General features: G+C 61.9%; 18 protein-coding genes. 16 read left to right on the top strand and 2 right to left on the bottom strand.

Annotation, left to right across the window (positions count from 1 at the left end; genetic code table 11):
* The first annotated feature begins 84 nt into the window (after window positions 1-84).
* The 13 genes from NOX35_RS11785 to argA all read left to right on the top strand — a co-directional run bounded on the left by NOX35_RS11785 (window position 85) and on the right by argA (window position 11,217).
* Complete coding sequence (locus NOX35_RS11785) at window positions 85-291, top strand: Flp family type IVb pilin (protein ID WP_182286814.1); 207 nt, start codon at window positions 85-87, stop codon at window positions 289-291.
* A 48-nt stretch (window positions 292-339) separates the two neighbouring features.
* Window positions 340-537, top strand: a complete 198-nt coding sequence (locus NOX35_RS11780; RefSeq protein WP_256496701.1) for a Flp family type IVb pilin — start codon at window positions 340-342, stop codon at window positions 535-537.
* 99 nt (window positions 538-636) lie between these two features.
* Window positions 637-1,896 (top strand): pilus assembly protein TadG-related protein, encoded by a 1,260-nt coding sequence (locus tag NOX35_RS11775; protein WP_256496700.1) that lies wholly within the window; start codon window positions 637-639, stop codon window positions 1,894-1,896.
* Window positions 1,897-1,900: 4 nt separating this feature from the next.
* Window positions 1,901-2,344, top strand: coding sequence for a TadE/TadG family type IV pilus assembly protein (locus tag NOX35_RS11770; RefSeq protein ID WP_182286811.1), 444 nt, complete (start codon window positions 1,901-1,903; stop codon window positions 2,342-2,344).
* Window positions 2,341-2,790 (top strand): TadE/TadG family type IV pilus assembly protein, encoded by a 450-nt coding sequence (locus NOX35_RS11765; RefSeq protein WP_256496699.1) that lies wholly within the window; start codon window positions 2,341-2,343, stop codon window positions 2,788-2,790. Before NOX35_RS11770 ends, NOX35_RS11765 begins: the two co-directional genes overlap by 4 nt.
* A 16-nt stretch (window positions 2,791-2,806) precedes the next feature.
* On the top strand, window positions 2,807-3,967 hold the full coding sequence (locus tag NOX35_RS11760; protein ID WP_256496698.1) for an AAA family ATPase: 1,161 nt from the start codon (window positions 2,807-2,809) through the stop codon (window positions 3,965-3,967).
* Window positions 3,968-3,997: 30 nt separating this feature from the next.
* Complete coding sequence (locus tag NOX35_RS11755; protein WP_182286808.1) at window positions 3,998-5,419, top strand: CpaF family protein; 1,422 nt, start codon at window positions 3,998-4,000, stop codon at window positions 5,417-5,419.
* Window positions 5,420-5,440: 21 nt separating this feature from the next.
* Complete coding sequence (locus NOX35_RS11750) at window positions 5,441-6,430, top strand: type II secretion system F family protein (RefSeq protein WP_182286807.1); 990 nt, start codon at window positions 5,441-5,443, stop codon at window positions 6,428-6,430.
* A gap of 27 nt (window positions 6,431-6,457) precedes the next feature.
* Window positions 6,458-7,369, top strand: coding sequence for a type II secretion system F family protein (locus NOX35_RS11745; RefSeq protein ID WP_182286806.1), 912 nt, complete (start codon window positions 6,458-6,460; stop codon window positions 7,367-7,369).
* Between the two features lie 156 nt (window positions 7,370-7,525).
* Entirely contained in the window at window positions 7,526-8,419 is an 894-nt protein-coding gene (locus NOX35_RS11740; RefSeq protein ID WP_256496697.1) for a phosphatase PAP2 family protein, read from the top strand.
* 45 nt (window positions 8,420-8,464) lie between these two features.
* A complete protein-coding gene (locus NOX35_RS11735; RefSeq protein WP_182286804.1) occupies window positions 8,465-9,022 on the top strand; it encodes a class I SAM-dependent methyltransferase in 558 nt (185 codons plus the stop codon).
* Window positions 9,023-9,119: 97 nt separating this feature from the next.
* Window positions 9,120-9,578 (top strand): SRPBCC domain-containing protein, encoded by a 459-nt coding sequence (locus tag NOX35_RS11730; protein WP_182286803.1) that lies wholly within the window; start codon window positions 9,120-9,122, stop codon window positions 9,576-9,578.
* 292 nt (window positions 9,579-9,870) lie between these two features.
* Window positions 9,871-11,217 carry an amino-acid N-acetyltransferase gene (gene argA / locus NOX35_RS11725; RefSeq protein ID WP_003079639.1) on the top strand — a complete coding sequence of 449 codons (1,347 nt, stop codon included), beginning with the start codon at window positions 9,871-9,873 and terminating at the stop codon, window positions 11,215-11,217.
* A gap of 131 nt (window positions 11,218-11,348) precedes the next feature.
* Here argA and NOX35_RS11720 read toward each other — a convergent pair whose 3' ends face one another.
* A complete protein-coding gene (locus NOX35_RS11720; RefSeq protein WP_256496696.1) occupies window positions 11,349-12,164 on the bottom strand; it encodes a helix-turn-helix domain-containing protein in 816 nt (271 codons plus the stop codon).
* A gap of 275 nt (window positions 12,165-12,439) precedes the next feature.
* Here NOX35_RS11720 and NOX35_RS11715 point away from each other — a divergent pair, with 275 nt between their 5' ends.
* The 3 genes from NOX35_RS11715 (at window position 12,440) to NOX35_RS11705 (ending at window position 17,644) form a co-directional block, all read left to right on the top strand.
* Window positions 12,440-14,119 (top strand): 2-isopropylmalate synthase, encoded by a 1,680-nt coding sequence (locus tag NOX35_RS11715; protein ID WP_182286801.1) that lies wholly within the window; start codon window positions 12,440-12,442, stop codon window positions 14,117-14,119.
* A 256-nt stretch (window positions 14,120-14,375) separates the two neighbouring features.
* Window positions 14,376-16,769: an adenosylcobalamin-dependent ribonucleoside-diphosphate reductase gene (locus NOX35_RS11710; protein ID WP_256496695.1), complete on the top strand. Its 2,394-nt coding sequence runs from the start codon at window positions 14,376-14,378 to the stop codon at window positions 16,767-16,769.
* A gap of 227 nt (window positions 16,770-16,996) precedes the next feature.
* Window positions 16,997-17,644 (top strand): dihydrofolate reductase family protein, encoded by a 648-nt coding sequence (locus tag NOX35_RS11705; RefSeq protein WP_256496694.1) that lies wholly within the window; start codon window positions 16,997-16,999, stop codon window positions 17,642-17,644.
* Window positions 17,645-17,816: 172 nt separating this feature from the next.
* On the opposite strand, the gene NOX35_RS11700 is transcribed toward NOX35_RS11705, so the two are convergent.
* Entirely contained in the window at window positions 17,817-19,247 is a 1,431-nt protein-coding gene (locus NOX35_RS11700; protein ID WP_182286798.1) for a chloride channel protein, read from the bottom strand.
* Between the last annotated feature and the right edge of the window lie 182 nt (window positions 19,248-19,429).

The raw sequence follows: 19,429 nt of genomic DNA, 5'->3' as shown, positions 1-19,429 counted from the left end.
CACATCGGCCTTGCACGCCAGCCCTCGGCACAGTCGCCGACCTTTCGAAACGGTATTCAATCCATCAACATTGTGAGGTTCATCATGTCCCATATCGCTCAACAATTTGGCCATTCCCTGCTGTCTTTTGCTCGTGACGATGAAGGTGCGCAAGTCGTCGAATACGCACTGATCATTGCCGTGGTCTCCATCGCGCTGGTCGTCGCGCTCCGGGCCCTCACCACCGGTACAAGCTTTAGCGGCTTCATCTCCCGCGTCTCGAGTTGCCTGACAAGCACGACCTGCGCTTGACCCGGTCCCGCCGGTCGTCCTGGACATACACCTTTACGGGAGAAAGCCATGCACTCCGTCACCCAATGGGGCAATCACTTGCAGCACTTCCTCAGGGACGATGAAGGTGCTCAGGTCGTCGAGTACGCGCTGATCATTGCCGTGGTGTCCATCGCACTGGTACTGGCAATTCAGGGTCTGGCTGGCGGCAAGTTTGCGGACTTCATCACACGAGTCTTGAACTGCCTGACGGGCACCTGCTCCTAGCAGCGACGTCAAAGGGGTCGGCGCAGCAGTCCTGCTGGGGCGCCGACCGCCTCTGACCCGCAATCATTCACCGGTTCTGCCGCCCTATGAGAGGCCATCATGAGCACCCGCATTCTTGCCCCGACCCTGGTGCGGCCTGCCGGAAGCCGCAGCCGGCGCAGTTCACGGCGCCAGCAGCATGGCGCCATCATCGTCACGGCAGCACTGGCTCTTTTGCTGCTGCTGGGATTCATGGGCATCGCGCTGGATTTCGGGCGCCTGTTCATCGTCAGGACAGAGCTGCAGACGGCACTTGACAGCTGCGCGCTGGCCGCAGCGCGCGAACTCAACAAGCAGCCCGATGCAATCAGCCGCGCCGTAAGCGCAGGTGTTGCTGCCGGCAATCTCAACGGAGTGAACCTGCAGTCGGCCAACTGGAGCGGCCAGGGTCAGATCACCGCCGCCGATGTCAGCTTTCGCGACGCCAGCTATCTGAGCACCACCAGCGCGACGGCTGCCGTCTATTCGCAGTGCACGCACACCCAATCCAATATCGGCATATGGCTGCTGAAGGCACTGGGAGCCTTCTCCGGCGACAGCACCAGCTTTCCGGCCACCGGCAGTGTGGGCGCTTATGCGGTGGCCACACGGGCCAGTGCGCAAAGCGCCTGCCCGATTCCCGTAGCACTTCAGGCAAAAACGCCCGGGGCAACCAAGCCCGACTACGGCTACACAGCCGGGGACTGGCTCACCCTACTGGCCAAGTCCAGCGGCGGCAGCACCTTCGGCTGGGCCAATCTGGACGGCTCCAACAGTGCCTCCGAGACCGCCGACGAGCTCAACGGCCATTGCGGCAGCAAGCTGGGCGACACCCTGGGCACACCCGGCGTTCAGGCTTCCATCGTCGAAATCTGGAACTACCGGTTCGGCATCTACAAGAACTCCAGCGGACCCAGCGTGGGCCGGCCCGACTACACCGGCTATATCTACAACACCAGCACCTGGAGTGCCGGCCGCAGCGCCTACAACGGCAGCTCGGGCAGCACGCCCAACTTTCTCGCCCAGCGCCTGGCGTTCACGCCCTGTGGTAACAACCCCGCCCAGTGCGGGCAGCAGGGTGGCGGCTTTTCTTCGGTTGCCACATCGGCCCAGCACAGGGCCTATGGCGCGGACCGCCGCATCGTGACGGTGCCCATCGTCGATACCGGCCGCAAGGTGGTCGATTTCGCCTGCATGCTGATGCTCGAGCCCATGGCGATCCCGGTCGATGACGTCAAGCTCGAGTACCTGGGCAATGCCAGCGCCACTGGCAGCCCCTGCACCACCAGCGGACTCGCAGGCGGTTCGGCCGGCCCGCTGGTTCCCGTCCTCGTGAGGTGAACACATGTCCAAGCACCATAGGCAACAGGGGGTGGAGCTGGTGGAACTGGCTCTGATCCTGCCCTTTTTACTCCTGCTGAGCATGTTGGTCGTCGAATTCGGCCGCGCGCTCTACGAATACAACACAGTCACCAAATCGGTGCGCGATGCGGTGCGCTATCTCTCGGTGCAGCTGCCCAACACCGGCTGCAGCCAGGCACAGAACCTGGTGGTATACGGCCAGACCACGGCGGGAACCACACCTCTGGCCCCCGGCCTGAACACCGGCTCCGTGAGCTGCTCCTGGCAGACCAGCGGAACCTATCCGCTGATCAACACCGTCACCGTAACCGTCACCGGCTACCGCTTTCGCTCCATGACCGCCAGCGTCTTCGGCTTGCAACTAGGCGATGCCAACGGCGGCCTGACGCTGAGCAATATCGCCGCCACGATGAGGACACAGACATGAAAACGCCACGTCACTCCCGCTCCGAGCGCGGAGCAACCATCATCGAGTTTGCCCTGGCTCTGCTGGTCTTCCTGATGTTTCTGTTCGGCATCCTGGATTTCAGCCGCATGCTGTTCACCTGGGTGGCGGCCAACGAGGCTGCGCGGGCCGGGGCACGGTATGCCGCAGTCTGCGACGACACCGCCCAGCAGTCCAAGGTGCTTGCCCGCATGCAGGCCCTGCTGCCCCAGGTGAGCACCATCAATGTCAGCTGGGCCCCCTCCGGCTGCACCACGGCAAGCTGCCAAAGCGTGACCGTCTCGATCACGGGGCTGAAATTCCAATGGATATCGCCCATCGTGGGCCAGGGGCTGCAAGCGGCCATTCCCATGCCCAGTTTCGCCAGCACGCTGCCCCGGGAAGTCATGCGCCAGGACATCAACAGCAGCACGGCCTGCTCAAGCTAACCAGGGGTGCCACATCATGAAAATCGCCATCATCTCTCCCAACACCACCCATCTTCAGGAGATGGCCCGCGTGCTGCAGGAGCAATCGCACCAGGTCCAGACCTTCGAAGGCGGCAAGACACGCATGCCTTCGATTGCCGAGCAGCACCGGCCTGATCTGATGATTGTGGACGGCATGTGCTGCGAGCCGGCCGACCTCGCGCCGGTGGAGTATGTGACCACGCATCAACCGCACATTGCCGTCATCTTGATGTGTGCCCAGCAGACACCCGAGTTCCTGCTGCAGTCCATGCGTGCCGGCGTTCGCGAAGTGCTGACTTCACCGGCTCCGCGTCAGGCCCTGCTGGACGCAGTGCACCGCATCGCGGCCAAGCTGCAACATCACACAGCGGACCGCCATCAGGGCCAGATCATGGCCTTGCTGCCCTGCAAGGGCGGCAGCGGAGCCACCTTCCTGACCACCAACCTCGGCTGGATGCTGGCGCGCAAGCACTCGGTGTTGCTGATCGACCTCAATCTGCAGTTCGGCGACACCCTGGCCTACCTGCATGAATCCAAACCCGCCTCGACCCTGGCAGATGTGGCCCGCGACATTCATCGCCTCGATGCGTCCTTTCTCACGGCCAGCACCGTCAAGGTCACTCCTCACCTGCATGTGCTGGCGGCCCCCGAAAGCGCCATGCATGCCATGGAGGTGGAGCCTGCGCATGTGGATGCAATCCTGCAGCTCGCCAGCATGCACTATGACTTTGTCCTGATCGACATGGGGCGTGTGCTTGATCCGCTGGCGCTGCGGGTGCTCGACAGGGCCCAGCTGATCGTTCCCGTGTTGCTGCCCAATGTGCCAGCCGTGCGCAATGCGCAGAAGCTGCTGCACATGTTCCGCGATCTGGGCTATCCAGAAAGCCGTCTGTACCCGGTACTTAACCGGGTCGACCGGCGCAGCGAAATCGGCCTGCCCGAAGTGCGCAAGGCACTGGGCCTGGAGCAGCAATGGCGCAGCATTCCCGACGCCGCACCGGAAGTGCAGGCGACCATCAATGCGGGAGTGCCGCTGGCCGAATCCTGCCGCAACAGCGCCGTGGTCCGCGAACTGGGCGCCTGGGCCGATGCACTGTCGCCTCAGGTCCGGGAAGACAGCAACGGCTTTTTGAACCGGCTCTTCCGCCGGGCATGAGCCATCCCCCTAGCGCACAAGGAGACCGTCATGTCACTCAGAGATTTCTTGGCCACATCAGCGACGCGCGCCTCCAAGCCGGCGCTGCAGGTTGTGCCCGAAGCGGCGGACACGCCCGAGGTCGCCGAGCCGCAAACGCCGCCCTCTGCGCCCGCCGCCCCGCATTACGGGCACTCCGCCGCCTATCTGGCGCTCAGGGCGCGCATTCATGCCAAGCTGCTGGAGCGCTTCGACCTGGCAGCGCTGGAGTCGCTGCCCACGCAGACGCTGCAGCAGGAAATTGCCAGCATGACCGAGCGCCTGCTGGAGGAGGACTCTGCGGTCGTCAACGATCTGGAGAGAAGGCTGCTGATCCGCGACATCCAGCACGAGATGCTGGGCTTCGGCCCTCTCGAGCTGCTCATGACCGACCCTGCGATCTCCGACATCCTGGTCAACCGCCACGATCAGATCTATGTGGAGCGCCTTGGTCGCCTGGAACTCACGCCCGTGGTCTTCACGGACGACAAGCATCTGCTTCGCATCATCGACAAGATCGTCTCGCGCATCGGCCGGCGCATCGACGAGTCCAGTCCCATGGTCGATGCCCGCCTACCTGACGGATCGCGCGTCAACGCCGTCATCCCTCCCGTGGCGCTCGATGGCCCCATGATGTCGATCCGGCGCTTTGCGCGCATCCCGCTGCGCATGGAGAACCTGATCCAGGACCTCAAGAGTCTGACACCAGGGATGGCCCTGACTCTGGAAGCCTTGGCCAAGGCCAAGGTGAACATGATCATCTCCGGGGGTACGGGCGCCGGCAAGACAACGCTGCTCAATATTCTTTCGGGCTACATTCCCGCCGTGGAACGTGTGGTCACCATCGAGGATGCCGCCGAGCTGCAGCTGCAGCAGCCTCATGTGGTGCGCATGGAAACGCGCCCACCCAATATAGAGGGCCGTGGAGAAATCACGCAGCGATCCCTTGTGCGCAACGCGCTGCGCATGCGCCCTGACCGCATCATCATCGGCGAAGTCCGGGGCGCCGAAGCGGTAGACATGCTGCAGGCCATGAATACCGGCCACGAAGGCTCGCTGACGACCATCCACGCCAACACTCCGCGCGACTCGCTGGCACGTCTGGAGAACATGGTCGGCATGGCTGGCCTCAATCTGCCGCACCAGGCCGCGCGCCAGCAGATTGCCTCGGCCATCACGGTGATCGTGCAGGTGCTGCGGCTTACCGACGGCAAGCGCAAGATCACCAGCATCCAGGAGATCACCGGCATGGAGGGCGATGTGGTCACCATGCAGGAGATTTTTGCCTTCACCCAGACCGGCGTTGGTGCAAGCGGCGAAGTCCAGGGGTATTTCCACGCCACGGGCGTCAGGCCCAAGTTCGCCGACCGGCTCAAAGGCTTCGGCATTGCGCTGCCCGACAGCATCTTCGCTCCAGAGCGTCACTATCAATGAACTCGGCCCAAAGGTGCTGCCATGCTGTCTTTTTCTTCTTCCCACTCGATCCTGGTGATCATTGCACTGGTGTTTGCCGCCGTGCTTTTGCTGCTCGAAGGCGCTCACATGGTCTGGAAGCAGTACAAGAGTCCCGAGGCAAAGCGGCTTGAACGCCGGCTCAGGGCCTTGTCCGCCGCGGACGATCACAGCAATCCGACCAAGCTGGTCAAGGAACGCGTGCTCAGCGATATGCCCAGGATGCAGCGCATGCTACAAAGCATGCCACGCGCCCACCAGCTGGACCGCGTGATTGTTCAGTCAGGCCTGGAATGGACGGTCTCAGGTTTGCTGCTCGGCATCGGGATAATGTTCTTCCTGGGTGCGCTGGCCGCAAGCATGTTCCATGTGCCCATGGAGCTGGCACTGCTCGCCGGTGCCGTCCTGGGCAGCCTGCCGTGGCTTTACCTGCAGCGCAAGCGCAGTCAGCGCCTGGGCCTGCTGGAGCGCCAGATTCCCGAAGCGCTGGATCTGATTGCACGGGCATTGCGCGCCGGCCACGCATTTTCGGCAGGCCTGCAAATGGCCGGAGAAGAGCTGTCCGAGCCCATAGCCGGCGAGTTCCGCCTTGTGCACGACGAGATCAACTACGGCACAGCGCTGCAGCAGGCCTTGAACAATCTCGGAGAAAGAATACCGATCACCGATCTGCGCTACTTCATCGTCGCCGTATTGATACAGCGCGAATCGGGCGGCAACCTCACCGAGATGCTGAGCAATCTGAGTCGCCTGATCCGCGAACGGCTCAAGCTTCACGCCAAGATCCGGGTTCTGTCCTCCGAAGGTCGACTGTCGGCCTGGATCCTGGGGCTGATGCCTTTTGCCCTGACAGCCCTGCTCAATTTCGTGAACCCGGAATTCATGTCCACCTTGTGGACCGACCCCATAGGCATCGTCATTTTGCAATGGCTGGCCGGACTCATGGTGATCGGCGTGTTGATGCTGCGCCGCATTGTCCGCATACGGGTATGAGTGCGTCCAAACCGCAAGGAGTCCGCCATGTTAATCGTCGCCCTGCTCACTTTCGCTGCCCTCATGCTGGCTGCAGGAGCCCTGTTCTTCTGGGCCACGCCCACGGTCACCGAACAGCGCCTGCAAGAGCTGAGCCCGGCCCCTCTGTCCAGCGGCTGGACAGAAACCGCCGTCAAGCTGGTGGGGCCGTTCGCTCACCTGTCCTCCCCCACCGCAGGCAGTGATGCAACCCCGTTGCGTCTGCGCTTTCTGAATGCAGGCATTCGCAACGAAAACGCGCCCTTGCTGTATTTTGGCGCGAAGACGCTGCTGCCTCTGGTGATGATGTTCCTGGTCTATTCGCTGATGCTGGCCCAGGGCACGACAGACAGCCTGCAACTCCTGCTTTATCCGCTGGTCACCGGGCTGGTGGCCTGCTATCTGCCCAATCTGGTGCTGCGCTGGATGGCCGCGCGCCGCAAACGCGAGATCTTCGAGAATTTCCCCGATGCCGCCGACCTCATGCTGGTCTGCGTGGAGGCAGGCATGGGACTGGATGCAGCGCTGGGCAAGGTGACTGCCGAGATCCGGATCAAAAGCGAAGCCCTGGCCCAGGAGCTTCACTGGACCAACCTGGAAATGCGCGCCGGCAGCACCCGCGAGAAATCCTTGCGCAACCTGGCCGCCCGCACCGGAGTGGACGAGATTCACGCCTTCACGGCCATGCTGACGCAAGCGGACCGCTTCGGCACCAGCATCGGCGACTCCATCCGCGTATTCTCGGACGATCTGCGTCACAAGCGGCAGATGCGTGCCGAGGAGCTGGCCGCCAAGATCCCCACCAAGATGCTGCTGCCGCTGGTGACCTGCATCTTCCCTGCCATCGTGATGGTGGTTCTGGGGCCGGCAATCATCAGACTGCTGCGCATGGTGCTGCCCATGATCGCGGGAAGCGCCTAGGGCGGGCTTGGACTGCCGCACCACTGCTGCATGCCCCGGACGATCCGGGCATGCCGCCAAGCGAGGACGGCCCTGGCCCGTGTCCGGCCCTGGCCTGGAGCGCCTGCGGCAGCCGGCCTTCACGGACGATCGAATGGATCCACAAGGGAGCTTGCGATGAACTTGATGCAGGGAACCGTCAATGGCTGGCAACTGATCAGTCCCCGAAAGCTCGCGCCCATGCTTTTCCTGGCCGCCGTTGCCCTCGGAGAAGCCCTGTGGATACATGCCCGTCCACTTGCCTTTTCCGGTACCGAGCCGGTGCTCTGGACGACTCTGATCCTGCTGAGCATCAGCTTGATCTATGGATATTCGGGGCGTAGCCTGGCCTTGTCCGAGATGTCTTTCTACGCAGCCCTGTGGATAGTGACAGCGCTGATCGGCACGATACTGACCTATATATCCGCGACCCTGAACCTGCCGCTGCTCGATGCCCAATTCACCAGACTGGATCAGGCTCTGGGATTCAACTGGCTGGCTTTCTATGACTTTGTCCAGCAACACCCACTTCTCAGAGCCATCCTCACGCTGGCCTATTTCAGCCTGCTGCCACAGATCTTTTTCTCGATCATCTACCTCTCGCACTGCGGAAGAGACGACAGAAACGAGGAGCTGTGGTGGTCGTCGTTCACTGCCTTGATGCTGACGGCCCTGCTATCGGGCCTGCTGCCGGCCGCAGGCACTCTTTTCTACCACTCCGTAGGTCTGGAAAACGCCGTGCACCTGCCTCACTTCATGGCGCTCAGGGAGAGAAGCCTGAGCGAGTTCGCATTCGGGGATCTGAAGGGCATTGTCACGTTCCCCTCCTATCACACGACGATTGCCTTGCTGCTCATCCATGCCTACAGACAGCTCCGGCTTTTTCGCTGGGTGCTTGCATTGAACATCCTGATGCTGATCTCCACGCCCATCAACGGCGGGCACTATCTGGTGGACATGCTGGGCAGCGGCATTGTTACCGTTTTTTCCATCTATCTGACGAGGCGCGTTCAATATTTCCTGCAGCGATGATTTCAAACTCATCCGCACAATGGGTCAGACCTGGGAGAGTTCTGAATGAAAAATATGTCGTGCAACTTCATGCTGTTGAACGAAGTGATACGGTCTCCCCGCGAGATCGGCGCCCTGTGCCCGAGTTCGGAGCGATTGGGCAACACCATGGCCTCTTTGGTGTGCGGCGGAGACGAGGGCCTGGTGGTAGAGCTTGGAGCAGGAACAGGAGTCATCACCGAGTCACTACTGCGCAGCGGCATCGCGCCCGGCAGACTGGTGATCATAGAAAAGTCCTCCTCGTTCGCCAGCTACCTGTCCGAGCGATTCCCTCAGATCAGCGTTTTTCATGCCGATGCCGGTGACTGGCCCTCGCTTCTCGGTCGTGCAGCGGTCAAGGCCGTAGTCTCCGGTTTGCCGCTTCGCTCACTGCCCCATCAGTCCGTGCACAAGATCACCGATACCTGGGCCCGCTCGCTCACCAGCGATGGCCGCGTGATCCAGTTCACCTACTCGCTGTTTGGCGCATCCGCCTGGCAAAGCGCAGGCCTCAAGCGCATAGACCGCGAAACCGTGTGGGGCAATCTGCCGCCGGCACGGGTGGAAGTGTTCTCACGCCCCTGAGCCTGCGCTGCCTGGCCTTCCCGGTGGAGCTGCTGCATGGCAGGCGCCAATTTACCTGTATCGTTGAGCCATCTGAATCCGCGAGGAGATCGAGGACATGGTGGACATCATTCATAGAATTGGCATCAGAGCGCCTATCGGCGATGTTTTCCAGGCAATCTCTTCCGTTGCAGGTATAGCCGGCTGGTGGACCCGGGAGATGAGCGCAAGCGCAGGGCCCGAAGTCGCGATGAGCGCGCGCTTCACCGACCAGACCGGTCAGGAGCTCGGGAAAATATGCTTCGACCTCGTCAGGCAGGACACAGAGCACAGCGTGCGCTGGCGCTTCACGGACGGGCCCCAAGAATGGATAGGTACCGAGGCAACTTTCGAGTTGAGCCGCCAGGACGGGTACACCATTCTGTTGTTCGGCCACCGGAACTGGCGCGAAACGGTCGAGTTCACAGCCCATTGCAGCATGAAATGGGCTGTCTTCCTGCTCAGTCTCAAAGCTCTGGCCGAGAGCGGCAAAGGCAGCCCGTCTCCCCAAGATACCAAGATCGACAACTGGAACTAGCGCTCCAATGCGCGGCCAGGCAAGGTCCGTTGGAATCTGGGTCCAGGCCCATCATGACCGGCAAGCCATGTCCGCATCTGCCTTACATGGCCCCGGGAGCCACTCCCGGGTACAAGTCGTCATTTTTTGAAAACACCGCGCCACAAAAACCACAAACTGTGCGATCAGCGCGCACAAAACCCTGCTGCACCCAGCGAAGGCACGCGAGTAACCGCTACACTTTGCGCCTCAGGCCTGCGTAATACCCGACGCAGGCCTTTTTTCCCGCTTTTCGAGGTTTTCGCGCACTGCCATGTCCACCGTCTTCAATTTCACCTTTGTTCCCTGGTTCAGGTCTGTGGCCCCCTATATCCACAAGTTCCGACACCAGACCTTTGTGGTGGGCCTGACTGGTGAAGCCATTGATGCGGGCAAGCTCAGCTCCATCGTCCAGGATCTGGCAATGATCCAGGCCATGGGCGTCAAGATCGTACTGGTGCACGGCTTCCGCCCCCAGGTCAACGAGCAATTGCGCCTCAAGGGCCAGGAGCCGCGTTATTACAACGGCATGCGAGTCACCGACTCCATTGCGCTGGACTGTGCCCAGGAAGCGGCCGGCCAGCTGCGTTACGAGATCGAAGCAGCCTTCAGCCAGGGTCTCCCCAATACGCCCATGGCCGGTGCGCGCGTGCGCGTGATTTCGGGCAACTTCCTCACGGCACGTCCCGTGGGCATCGTCGATGGCGTGGACTTCATGCACTCCGGCCTGGTGCGCAAGGTCGACGTGGAAGGCATTCGCAGCGCACTGGACTCCGAAGCCATGGTGCTGGTCTCGCCCTTCGGCTTCTCGCCCACGGGTGAGGCGTTCAATCTCAGCATGGAAGAAGTGGCCACCCGCGTGGCCATCGAGCTCAAGGCCGACAAGCTGCTGTTCCTGACCGAAGTGCCCGGCGTGCGCATGGACCCCAGCGGCCCGGCCGACGAGAACAACCCCATCGATACCGAGCTGCCGCTGGACGCCGCGCGCCGCCTGCTGGCCCAGCTCCCGCCTGCACAGCAGCCTACCGATGTGGGGTTTTATCTGCAGCACTGCGTGCGCGCCTGCGAGCATGGCGTGGAGCGCAGCCATATCCTGCCCTTCTCGACCGACGGAGCGCTTCTGCTGGAGATCTATGTGCACGACGGCATAGGCACCATGGTCATTGACGAAAAGCTCGAAGAACTGCGCGAGGCCACGATCGACGACGTGGGCGGCATCATTCAGCTGATCGAGCCTTTCGAGCGCGACGGCACGCTGGTCAAGCGCGACCGCACCGAGATCGAGCGCGATATCGCCAGCTACACCGTCATCGAGCATGACGGCGTGATCTTCGGTTGCGCGGCCCTGCACCCCTACCTCGAGGCCAAGACCGCCGAAATGGCCGCCGTCACCGTCTCTCCCAAGAGCCAGGGTACGGGCGATGGCGAAAAACTGCTCAAACGCATCGAACAGCGCGCTCGCGCCCTGGGCTGCGAAACCATGTTTGTGCTGACCACGCGAACCATGCACTGGTTCATCAAGCGCGGCTTCCAGCCCGTGGAGCCCGAATGGCTGCCGGAAGCCCGCAAGGCCAAGTACAACTGGGGCCGCAAGAGCCAGGTGCTGGTGAAGAAGCTCTAATCCGCTCCACTATCGAACATAGCTTCCAGCACCTGATGAGAAAGCGTTGGAGGCTATTTTGGGGAAGCAAAGAGATGTGACGTGGCAGGCACCGGCTACGCAAGCAACAGCTCAGGGCGCTGCAAGACCGGCTAACGCAACTTTGCTCTGTCCGCCGTAGCTGCGAATTCTGACGGCGGGCGGCCGAACTGCTTGCGGAAAGCCGCCGAATAGGCGCTATGGCTTTCATAGCCGCTTTCCAGCGCCACGGTCGTGATGGCCATGCCCTGCAGCAACTGGGGGATGGAAGCCATCAGCCGCATCTGCTGATACCACCGACCCCAGTTCATCCCGGTGCTTTTCAGAAAACGACGGTGCAGCGTCTTTGGCGTCAGCGCGTGCTGCCGGGCCAGGGCTTCCACCGTGGTGCGCTGCGCCGGTGCACTCAGCATGCTCTCGCAGATGCGTCGCATCAGCATGTCTTCCGGCCATGGCAGGTAATACGGCAGCGGCGCCAGCGCCTTCAACTCCTCCAGCAGCAGATCGCCCAGCAGCGCATCGCGCGAGCGATGCGGCCCCTGATGGGGCAAGTCGACAAGCGCCGCCATCAGCTCCTTGACCAACGGCGAGACATGGAGCACGCAGTCCTGTGCAGGCAAGCCTGCCGAGCACGCCTGATCAATGAACAGACCGAAGGCTCGCACCGCCGTGGTCGCCGTGATCCGGTGCAGCATGCCCGGGCGCAGCCACACCGCAGTGGTCGGCGGAACCAGCCATTGCCCGCAGGGGGACTCGACCAGCAACACGCCTTCAGAGGCATAAATGACGTGACCACGGGCATGGCTGTGCTGCGGCACCACATGACCAGGCGGATAGCGCTGCTCCACGCCGGTGACAGGCAGTGACGAAAGCTGAGCATGCTGCAGATCCAGCGCATGCGCGCCATGTTCGGGGGATGCAAAACCCATTCAATCTGTCCAAATATCTACAACAAATGGATATCTATCGATAGAAGTCTATACCGTTGACGACATAAAGTAGCCCTACTGTCTGCATCAACCCGCACTTTTGCCGTGAAACATCGCCAGCCGCTTTCGCTACGCCTACTGGCTCTGACATCTGGTCGGGGTCCGCATGCACGCGTTCGCGCATGCTCCCATCCTGGTCTTCCCAGACCCCGGCCTTAGCCAGCCCCATCCGGGCAGGGAGACCAGGTGATCGTTTCTTCAACTCCAAGGTCTCTATGCTGGCTGATCCCTCTACCAAATACCGCGCATTTCCCGTTGTGGACCTGCCCACCCGCCAATGGCCTGCCCGTACATTGACGCAAGCGCCCGTGTGGCTTTCGACCGATTTGCGCGACGGCAACCAGGCGCTGTTCGAACCCATGAACCGCGAGCGCAAGCTGCGACTGTTCGAGGAACTGGTCGCCATCGGCTTCAAGGAAATCGAAGTCGGCTTCCCTTCCGCTTCGCAGACCGACTTCGACATCGTGCGTCACCTCATCGACGCCCAGCTGATTCCCAACGATGTCACGCCCATGGTCATCACCCAGCTGCGCGAGGACCTGATTGCCACCACCGTGCGCAGCGTGGCCGGCGCACGCCGCGTAATCGTGCACCTGTACAACGCCGTAGCCCCGGCCTTCCGCGAAATCGTCTTTGACATGGAAGTGCCGCAGATCATTGCCATGGTCGAGCACCATGTGCGCTATCTGCTCGAGCTGACCGAGCAGCACCCCGAAACCGAATGGGTGCTGCAGTACTCCCCGGAAACCTTTTGCATGGCCGAGTTGGAGGTTTCCCTCGCGGTGTGCAATGCCGCCATTGCCGCCTGGGATGCCGGCCCCAAGCGCCCCATGATCATCAACCTGCCGACCACGGTGGAGGTGTCCACTGCCAATGTATTTGCCGACCAGATCGAATGGATGGAGCAGCGCCTGGCACGGCGCGAACACATCACGTTGTCAGTACACCCCCATAACGACAGAGGCACTGGCGTAGCCTGTGCCGAGCAGGCCCTGCTGGCCGGCGCCCAGCGCGTGGAAGGCTGCTTGTTCGGCAACGGAGAGCGCAGCGGCAATGTGGATCTGGTGACGCTGGCCCTGAACCTCTACACCCAGGGCATTGCCCCGGGCCTGGATTTCTCCGACATCGCGGCCGTGGCACGCATCGCCGAAGCCTCGACGGCCCTGCCCATCCACCCACGCCACCCCTATGTGGGCGATCTGGTGTTCACGGCATTTTCCGGCTCGCACCAGGATGCGATTGCCAAAGGCTTTGCGGCGCAGAAAGCCGATGCTCCGTGGCGCGTACCCTATCTGCCCATAGACCCGCAGGACCTGGGACGTACCTATGACAGCATAGTGCGTGTCAACAGTCAGTCCGGCAAGGGGGGCATTGCCTTCCTGCTGCAGAAGGACAGAGGCATCACCATGCCGCGGCGCATGCAGATCGAGTTCAGCGCCATCGTCCAGGCCTGGGCCGACAGCAGCGAAACCGAGCTCAGCAGCGCACAAATCTGGGAGCTGTTTGAAGCCACCTACCTGCATGTCCGAGCCGGGTCTCGGTCACTGCGTTATGAAAGCCATCGCCTGTTCGACAGCCCGCAAGGCCAGGGTATCGAACTGCACTGGAACGATGCCGACGGGCAGCCCAGGCTGCGCACCGGCATCGGCAACGGCCCTATTGCAGCCGCAGTCGCTGCACTGGAGTTGCCGTTGCGCATCGACAGCTACGAAGAGCGCAGCCTGGGCAACGGCGCCGACGCCTGCGCCGTTGCCATCATCGAAGCCGCATGGCCTGGCGTGCCCGGCTCACGGTTTGGCGTAGGCATGCACGCGAACATCGTCACCGCATCGGTGATGGCGGTCATGAATGCCGCTGCGCGCTTTGAGGGGGACATGATTCAGACCCGAGCGTAGCCTTCGATAGATCGTTGCTTCGCCCTGTCGTCGGCCGATACCGTTTGTTGAGGCCTGGCCTGCGCGGTGCCCTCCCTCATACGCCGACCCGGTCTTTTCCATCTATTTTCGGCGGGTCTGTCACAATTTTGGGGCGGGCCCGTTCTGCCGATGGAGGCCTCTGGCCACTTGGTGCATCGCCGATGTTGCGCTGCGTCACAGCACTACCAAACAGTCTGCACTACAAAGGCGACATCCGATTAGCATGAGGCATGCCATGAACACACTCCCTCCACAGGCCATCAGCCAGGATGTGCTGGCCGAAAAATATCTGGCCGACGGCGAGCAATCCGAACAAGACCTGTTTGCCCGCGTGGCACGAGCCCTGGCAGCCGTTGAGAAGCCCGAGATTCAAGCCCATTGGGAGCAAAAATTTCTGCTCAATCTGCAACTCGGCGCCATCGGTGCCGGCCGCATCATGGCGGCTGCGGGGCTGGACACCAAGGCCACCTTGATCAACTGCTTTGTGCAGCCCGTCGCCGATGCCACCAATGGCTTCGACACCCAGGGCAACCCCGGCATCTACACGGCGCTGTCGCAGGCGGCCGAGACCATGCGCCGCGGCGGCGGCGTGGGTTATGACTTTTCCAATCTGCGCCCACGTGGTGCGCTGGTGCGCGGCACCAATTCGAATGCGTCGGGGCCCTGCTCCTTCATCGATGTCTTCGATGCATCCTGCACCACGGTGGAGTCGGCGGGTGCGCGACGCGGCGCCCAGATGGGCGTGCTGCGCATTGACCACCCCGATGTGCTGGAGTTCATTACCGCCAAGCGACAAAAGGGCCGCTGGAACAATTTCAATGTCTCGGTCGGTGTCAGCAACGCCTTCATGCAGGCAGTCAGGGACGACGCCGAATGGGAGCTGGTGCATGTCGCCAGCCCCAGCGAGGCACAGATACAGGCCGGCGCCCATCGCCGCGACGATGGTCTCTGGGTCTATCAAAGCCAGCCTGCACGCACGCTGTGGGATGCCATCATGCGCTCGGCCTATGACTTCGCCGAGCCCGGCATTCTGTTCCTCGACAATATCAATGCCGATAACAACCTCTGGTATGCCGAGCAGATTGCCGCCACCAATCCCTGTGGCGAGCAACCCCTGCCGCCTTACGGCTGCTGCGATCTGGGCCCGGTCATCCTCACGCGCTTTGTGCGCGAGGCGTTCACCCCCCAGGCTTTCTTCGACCTGGAAGCCTTTCGCGCCGCCGTCGCGGTTCAGGTACGCATGCTGGACAATGTGCTGGATGCCACCGTCTGGCCCCTGCCCGAGCAGCAGCGCGAGGCACAGCAAAAGCGCCGCATCGGCGTGGGCTTCACAGGGCTGGGAGACGCCCTGATTCTGCTGGGCCTGCATTACGCCAGCGATGAAGGTCTGCAGCAGGCCGAAACCATAGCCCGCAATATGCGTGATGCAGCGTACGCAGCCTCGGTAGAGCTGGCACGGGAAAAAGGTGCCTTCCCGCTGCTCAACGCCAAGCAGTATCTGAAAAGCGGCTTTGCCAAACGCCTTCCCAAGGAACTGCGTGCGGACATCAGAAAACATGGGCTGCGCAACAGCCATCTGCTGTCCATCGCCCCCACGGGCACCGTGTCGCTGGCCTTTGCCGACAATGCGTCCAACGGCATCGAGCCCGCTTTTTCCTGGACCTATACGCGCAAAAAGCGCACGGCCGACGGCGGCGAGCAGTTCTACACCGTGCAGGATCACGCCTACCGCCTGTACAAGGCCTTGCACGGCGATGAGGCACCGCTGCCCGACTGCTTTGTCAGCGCCCTGGAGCTGAGCGCCAGCGAGCATGTGGCCATGATGCGCTGCGTCCAGCCCTTTATCGACACCTCGATTTCCAAGACCGTCAACATCCCGGCCGACTATCCGTTCGAGGACTTCAAACACCTCTATATGGAATGCTGGGAGGCCGGCCTCAAGGGCTGTGCCACCTACCGCCCCAACGATACGCTGGGTGCAGTGCTCTCCACAGAATCGGCCTCAAAACCCTCTCAAACGCCCACTGATAAAGCGCAAGCCGCTATCAATTTTTCAGGCTCCAACGGCATGACAGCCGTGATCGAGCGCCGCCCCGAGGGGCCGCTCAACGCCGTGGTGGACAAGATCGAATATTTCACGCATGACGGCATAAGGCGTCTCTACCTGGTCGTCAGCTTCATGGTGGTCGACGGTGTGGAGCGTCCCATCGAGTTCTTCATGCCCGTGGGCCAGACCGGGGAGAGCCAGCAATGGATCACGGCCACCATGCGCAGCCTGAGCCTGGCCGCGCGTGGCGGCTTTCTCGACAAGGCCTTGGCCGATCTGCGCAAGGTGGCCTGGGATCGCGGCCCCGTGCGCTATGGCAGCAGAACGCGCGAGGACGGCAGCAGCATCCCGCTCTGGCACGACAGCGAGGTGGCCCTGCTGGCCTATGCCATCCAGAGCATCATCGCCAACCGTGGCCTGCCTCAGCCCGCGCCCAGCACGGCGGCCACGCCGGCATCTCCAGCTGAGAGCAATGCCTCAGTCACCGGTCAAAAATGTCCCGACTGCGGAGCACATGCCATGATCAAAAAGGATGGCTGTCAGTTCTGTACCGCCTGCGGCTTTGTGGGGTCATGCGGTTGAAGAATGGATCGCTTGAATTGCGACCAAGCGGAGCAGCGAGCTGGATGACAGGGCCCGCAGCAGCGTCCATTCAGGCGGATGCCCAAAGCAGCGGTCCGACGCGTCTTCGGGCCCAACACCCTGCGCTCAACAATGCGAAGGGGGGCCGAGGCATGTGGAAACGCTAGGTACAGACGTTGATATCGAGGCCATCGATCATCGCTCTCTCATCTGAAAGGTGTTCCGTCATGAAAGTCAAAGTCCTCTGCTTCGGCATCTCGCTGGACGGTTACTCCGCTGGCCCCAACCAGGATTTGCAGCACCCCCTCGGCGTCGGTGGGCCTGAGATCCTTGAGTGGTTCTTCCCCACTCAAGTCTTTCAGCGCATGCATGGGGGGTCTCAGATCGGCGAAACAGGTGTCGACAATCAGATGGCCGAATGCTCCTTCGAGAACATCGGTGCGTGGATTCTGGGGCGCAATATGTTCGGACCGATACGCGGCCATTGGCCCGACGAAAGCTGGAAGGGCTGGTGGGGCGATGAGCCGCCCTATCACGTGCCCGCATTTGTCCTGACCCACCATGCGCGGCCCTCGCTGCGCATGCAGGGAGGCACTGATTTTCACTTCGTCACTGGCGGGATTGCATCGGCGCTGGCGCAAGCCAAGGCAGCAGCAGGTGATCGCGATATTCGCATTGGCGGCGGCGTAGCCACCGTGCGACAGTTCCTTCAGGCGCGCCTGGTCGATGAGATTCACCTAGCTGTACGTCCTCTGTTGATGGGGTCCGGCGAAAACCTCTGGCAGGGCTTGGACATGCGTGCGCTGGGCTATGAGGTCGCCGAAGTGAGACAGGGCGAACGAGCCATGCATGTGATGGTGCGCAAACAAGCGTAATGCCCGAAGCGCGCCATGCACAGCGACACGCTCAAAGAGCATGTAGACCCGACTCAGCGACTACACCTCACGTCCAGATTACCTTCACGCCTGACGTCACCCGTGCATAAGACCGTTGGCCCAGAGCTTGTTCAATTCCGCTTAGACGCTGCTCATCGATTCAACCGACAGCCTAGTCTTGACGCGACTTTTGCAGCGCATCGGGCTCGGATGACTCATCAAGTGTCACTGGCTGCGTGGACTCCGCTGGAGCCGCAGTGGCTTCAGGCTCCGGCTCCTTGGGCAAAGAGGCCCTTGCCACCTGGAGCATGTGCAAGGCCAGCGATTCATACAGCGGCCGCGCAATCATGCGCGAGATCATGCTGGCGATCATGGCCGATGCCATCAGGCTCAGCACCAGTGAGTGGCCGTCCACCATCTCCATCACGATGATGAAGGCCGTCAGCGGCGCCTGGGTGACTGCCGCCAGGAAGGCCGCCATGCCCATTGCTATCAATGCAGGAGCTATATCCGTAGTTCCAACAATCGATGCAACGTTATTCCCCACGCCTGCGCCAATCGACAGCGAAGGCGCAAAGATACCGCCGGGTACGCCCACCCAGGCCGATAGCCAGGTGGCGATGAATTTGAGCGTGACATAGAACTCGGGCACATCGGCCTCGCCCTGCAGCATATGCTTGACGGCTTCGGAGCCCGCGCCAAAGGTGGCACCGCCGGTGACCACGCCAATGACGGCAATCAGCAGGGCCAGCGCTGCCGCAAAGCGGATGGGAAAGCGTGACCTGAGCTTGTTGAGACGCTCGGTGGACGAAGTCAGCGAGTGGGTCATGAGCTTGGCGAACAAGCCGCCCAGCACGCCGCAGGTCAGGGCCACGGCAAGACAAGGCAGCAGATCACGCCAGCCGAGCTCTGCCACACGAATGCGACCAAAGTAGCTCAGGTTGCCGAAGACCGAGACCCCCATCAGACCGGCCAGCACAATGGCCGCGATGATGAGCCCGCTGGAGCGCGACTCCAGCTTGCGCGAGAGTTCCTCGATTGCAAACACCACGCCCGCCAGCGGCGCGTTGAAGGCTGCAGCAATACCCGCCGCTCCACCAGCCACCAGCAAGGCATGGGTATTGATGACGGACTTGGGGCCCAACCAGCGTCGCGCCGAATGCATGACACCTGCAGCCACCTGCACAGACGGCCCTTCCCGTCCTATCGACAGCCCCGCAAGAAAGCCCGCGCTGGACAGCACGATCTTTGCAAACGACAGCCACAGCGACACAAAGCGCTTGCGCAAACCAGCATCGACCGATGGCTCCAGCGTGGCAATCACCTGCGGGATGCCCGAGCCGCTGGCACCGGGAGCCCATTTGCGCGTTGCCCAGACTGCTGCCGCCGTGATGGCGGGCATCCAGATCAGCACCAGCCAGCCATTGACACCGTGGTAGATGCTCTCGAAAAAGCCGAACGCCGCTTCGGCCAGCAGCGTGAAAGCCACCACACTCAGGCCCGCTGCCGCGGCATATGCCAGCACCACCGTCCGCTCCAGCCAGCGCTTTCCGTCGCGCATCTCTTCATTGAGGTTGTGAAAGAAATCTGGCTCTTGCTGCATGGGCGGGCAATCGTTTCGGAGCGGGGAAAATCGGCGAATGCATGTATTTTGCGCCTGCTACACGGCTTCACACATCGGCAATAGCCACAACAATCCACAAAGAGGTTTCCAGAACGGCCGCCCGAGGTGCAAAAAACCGTCAAAAATCCCGGCCAGCATCCGGTAGATAGCTCATGGCCGAG

This window comes from Comamonas sp. C11, assembly GCF_024496285.1.
GTDB lineage: Bacteria > Pseudomonadota > Gammaproteobacteria > Burkholderiales > Burkholderiaceae_C > Comamonas > Comamonas testosteroni_F.
This window is presented reverse-complemented; position numbering and strand designations above follow the sequence as displayed.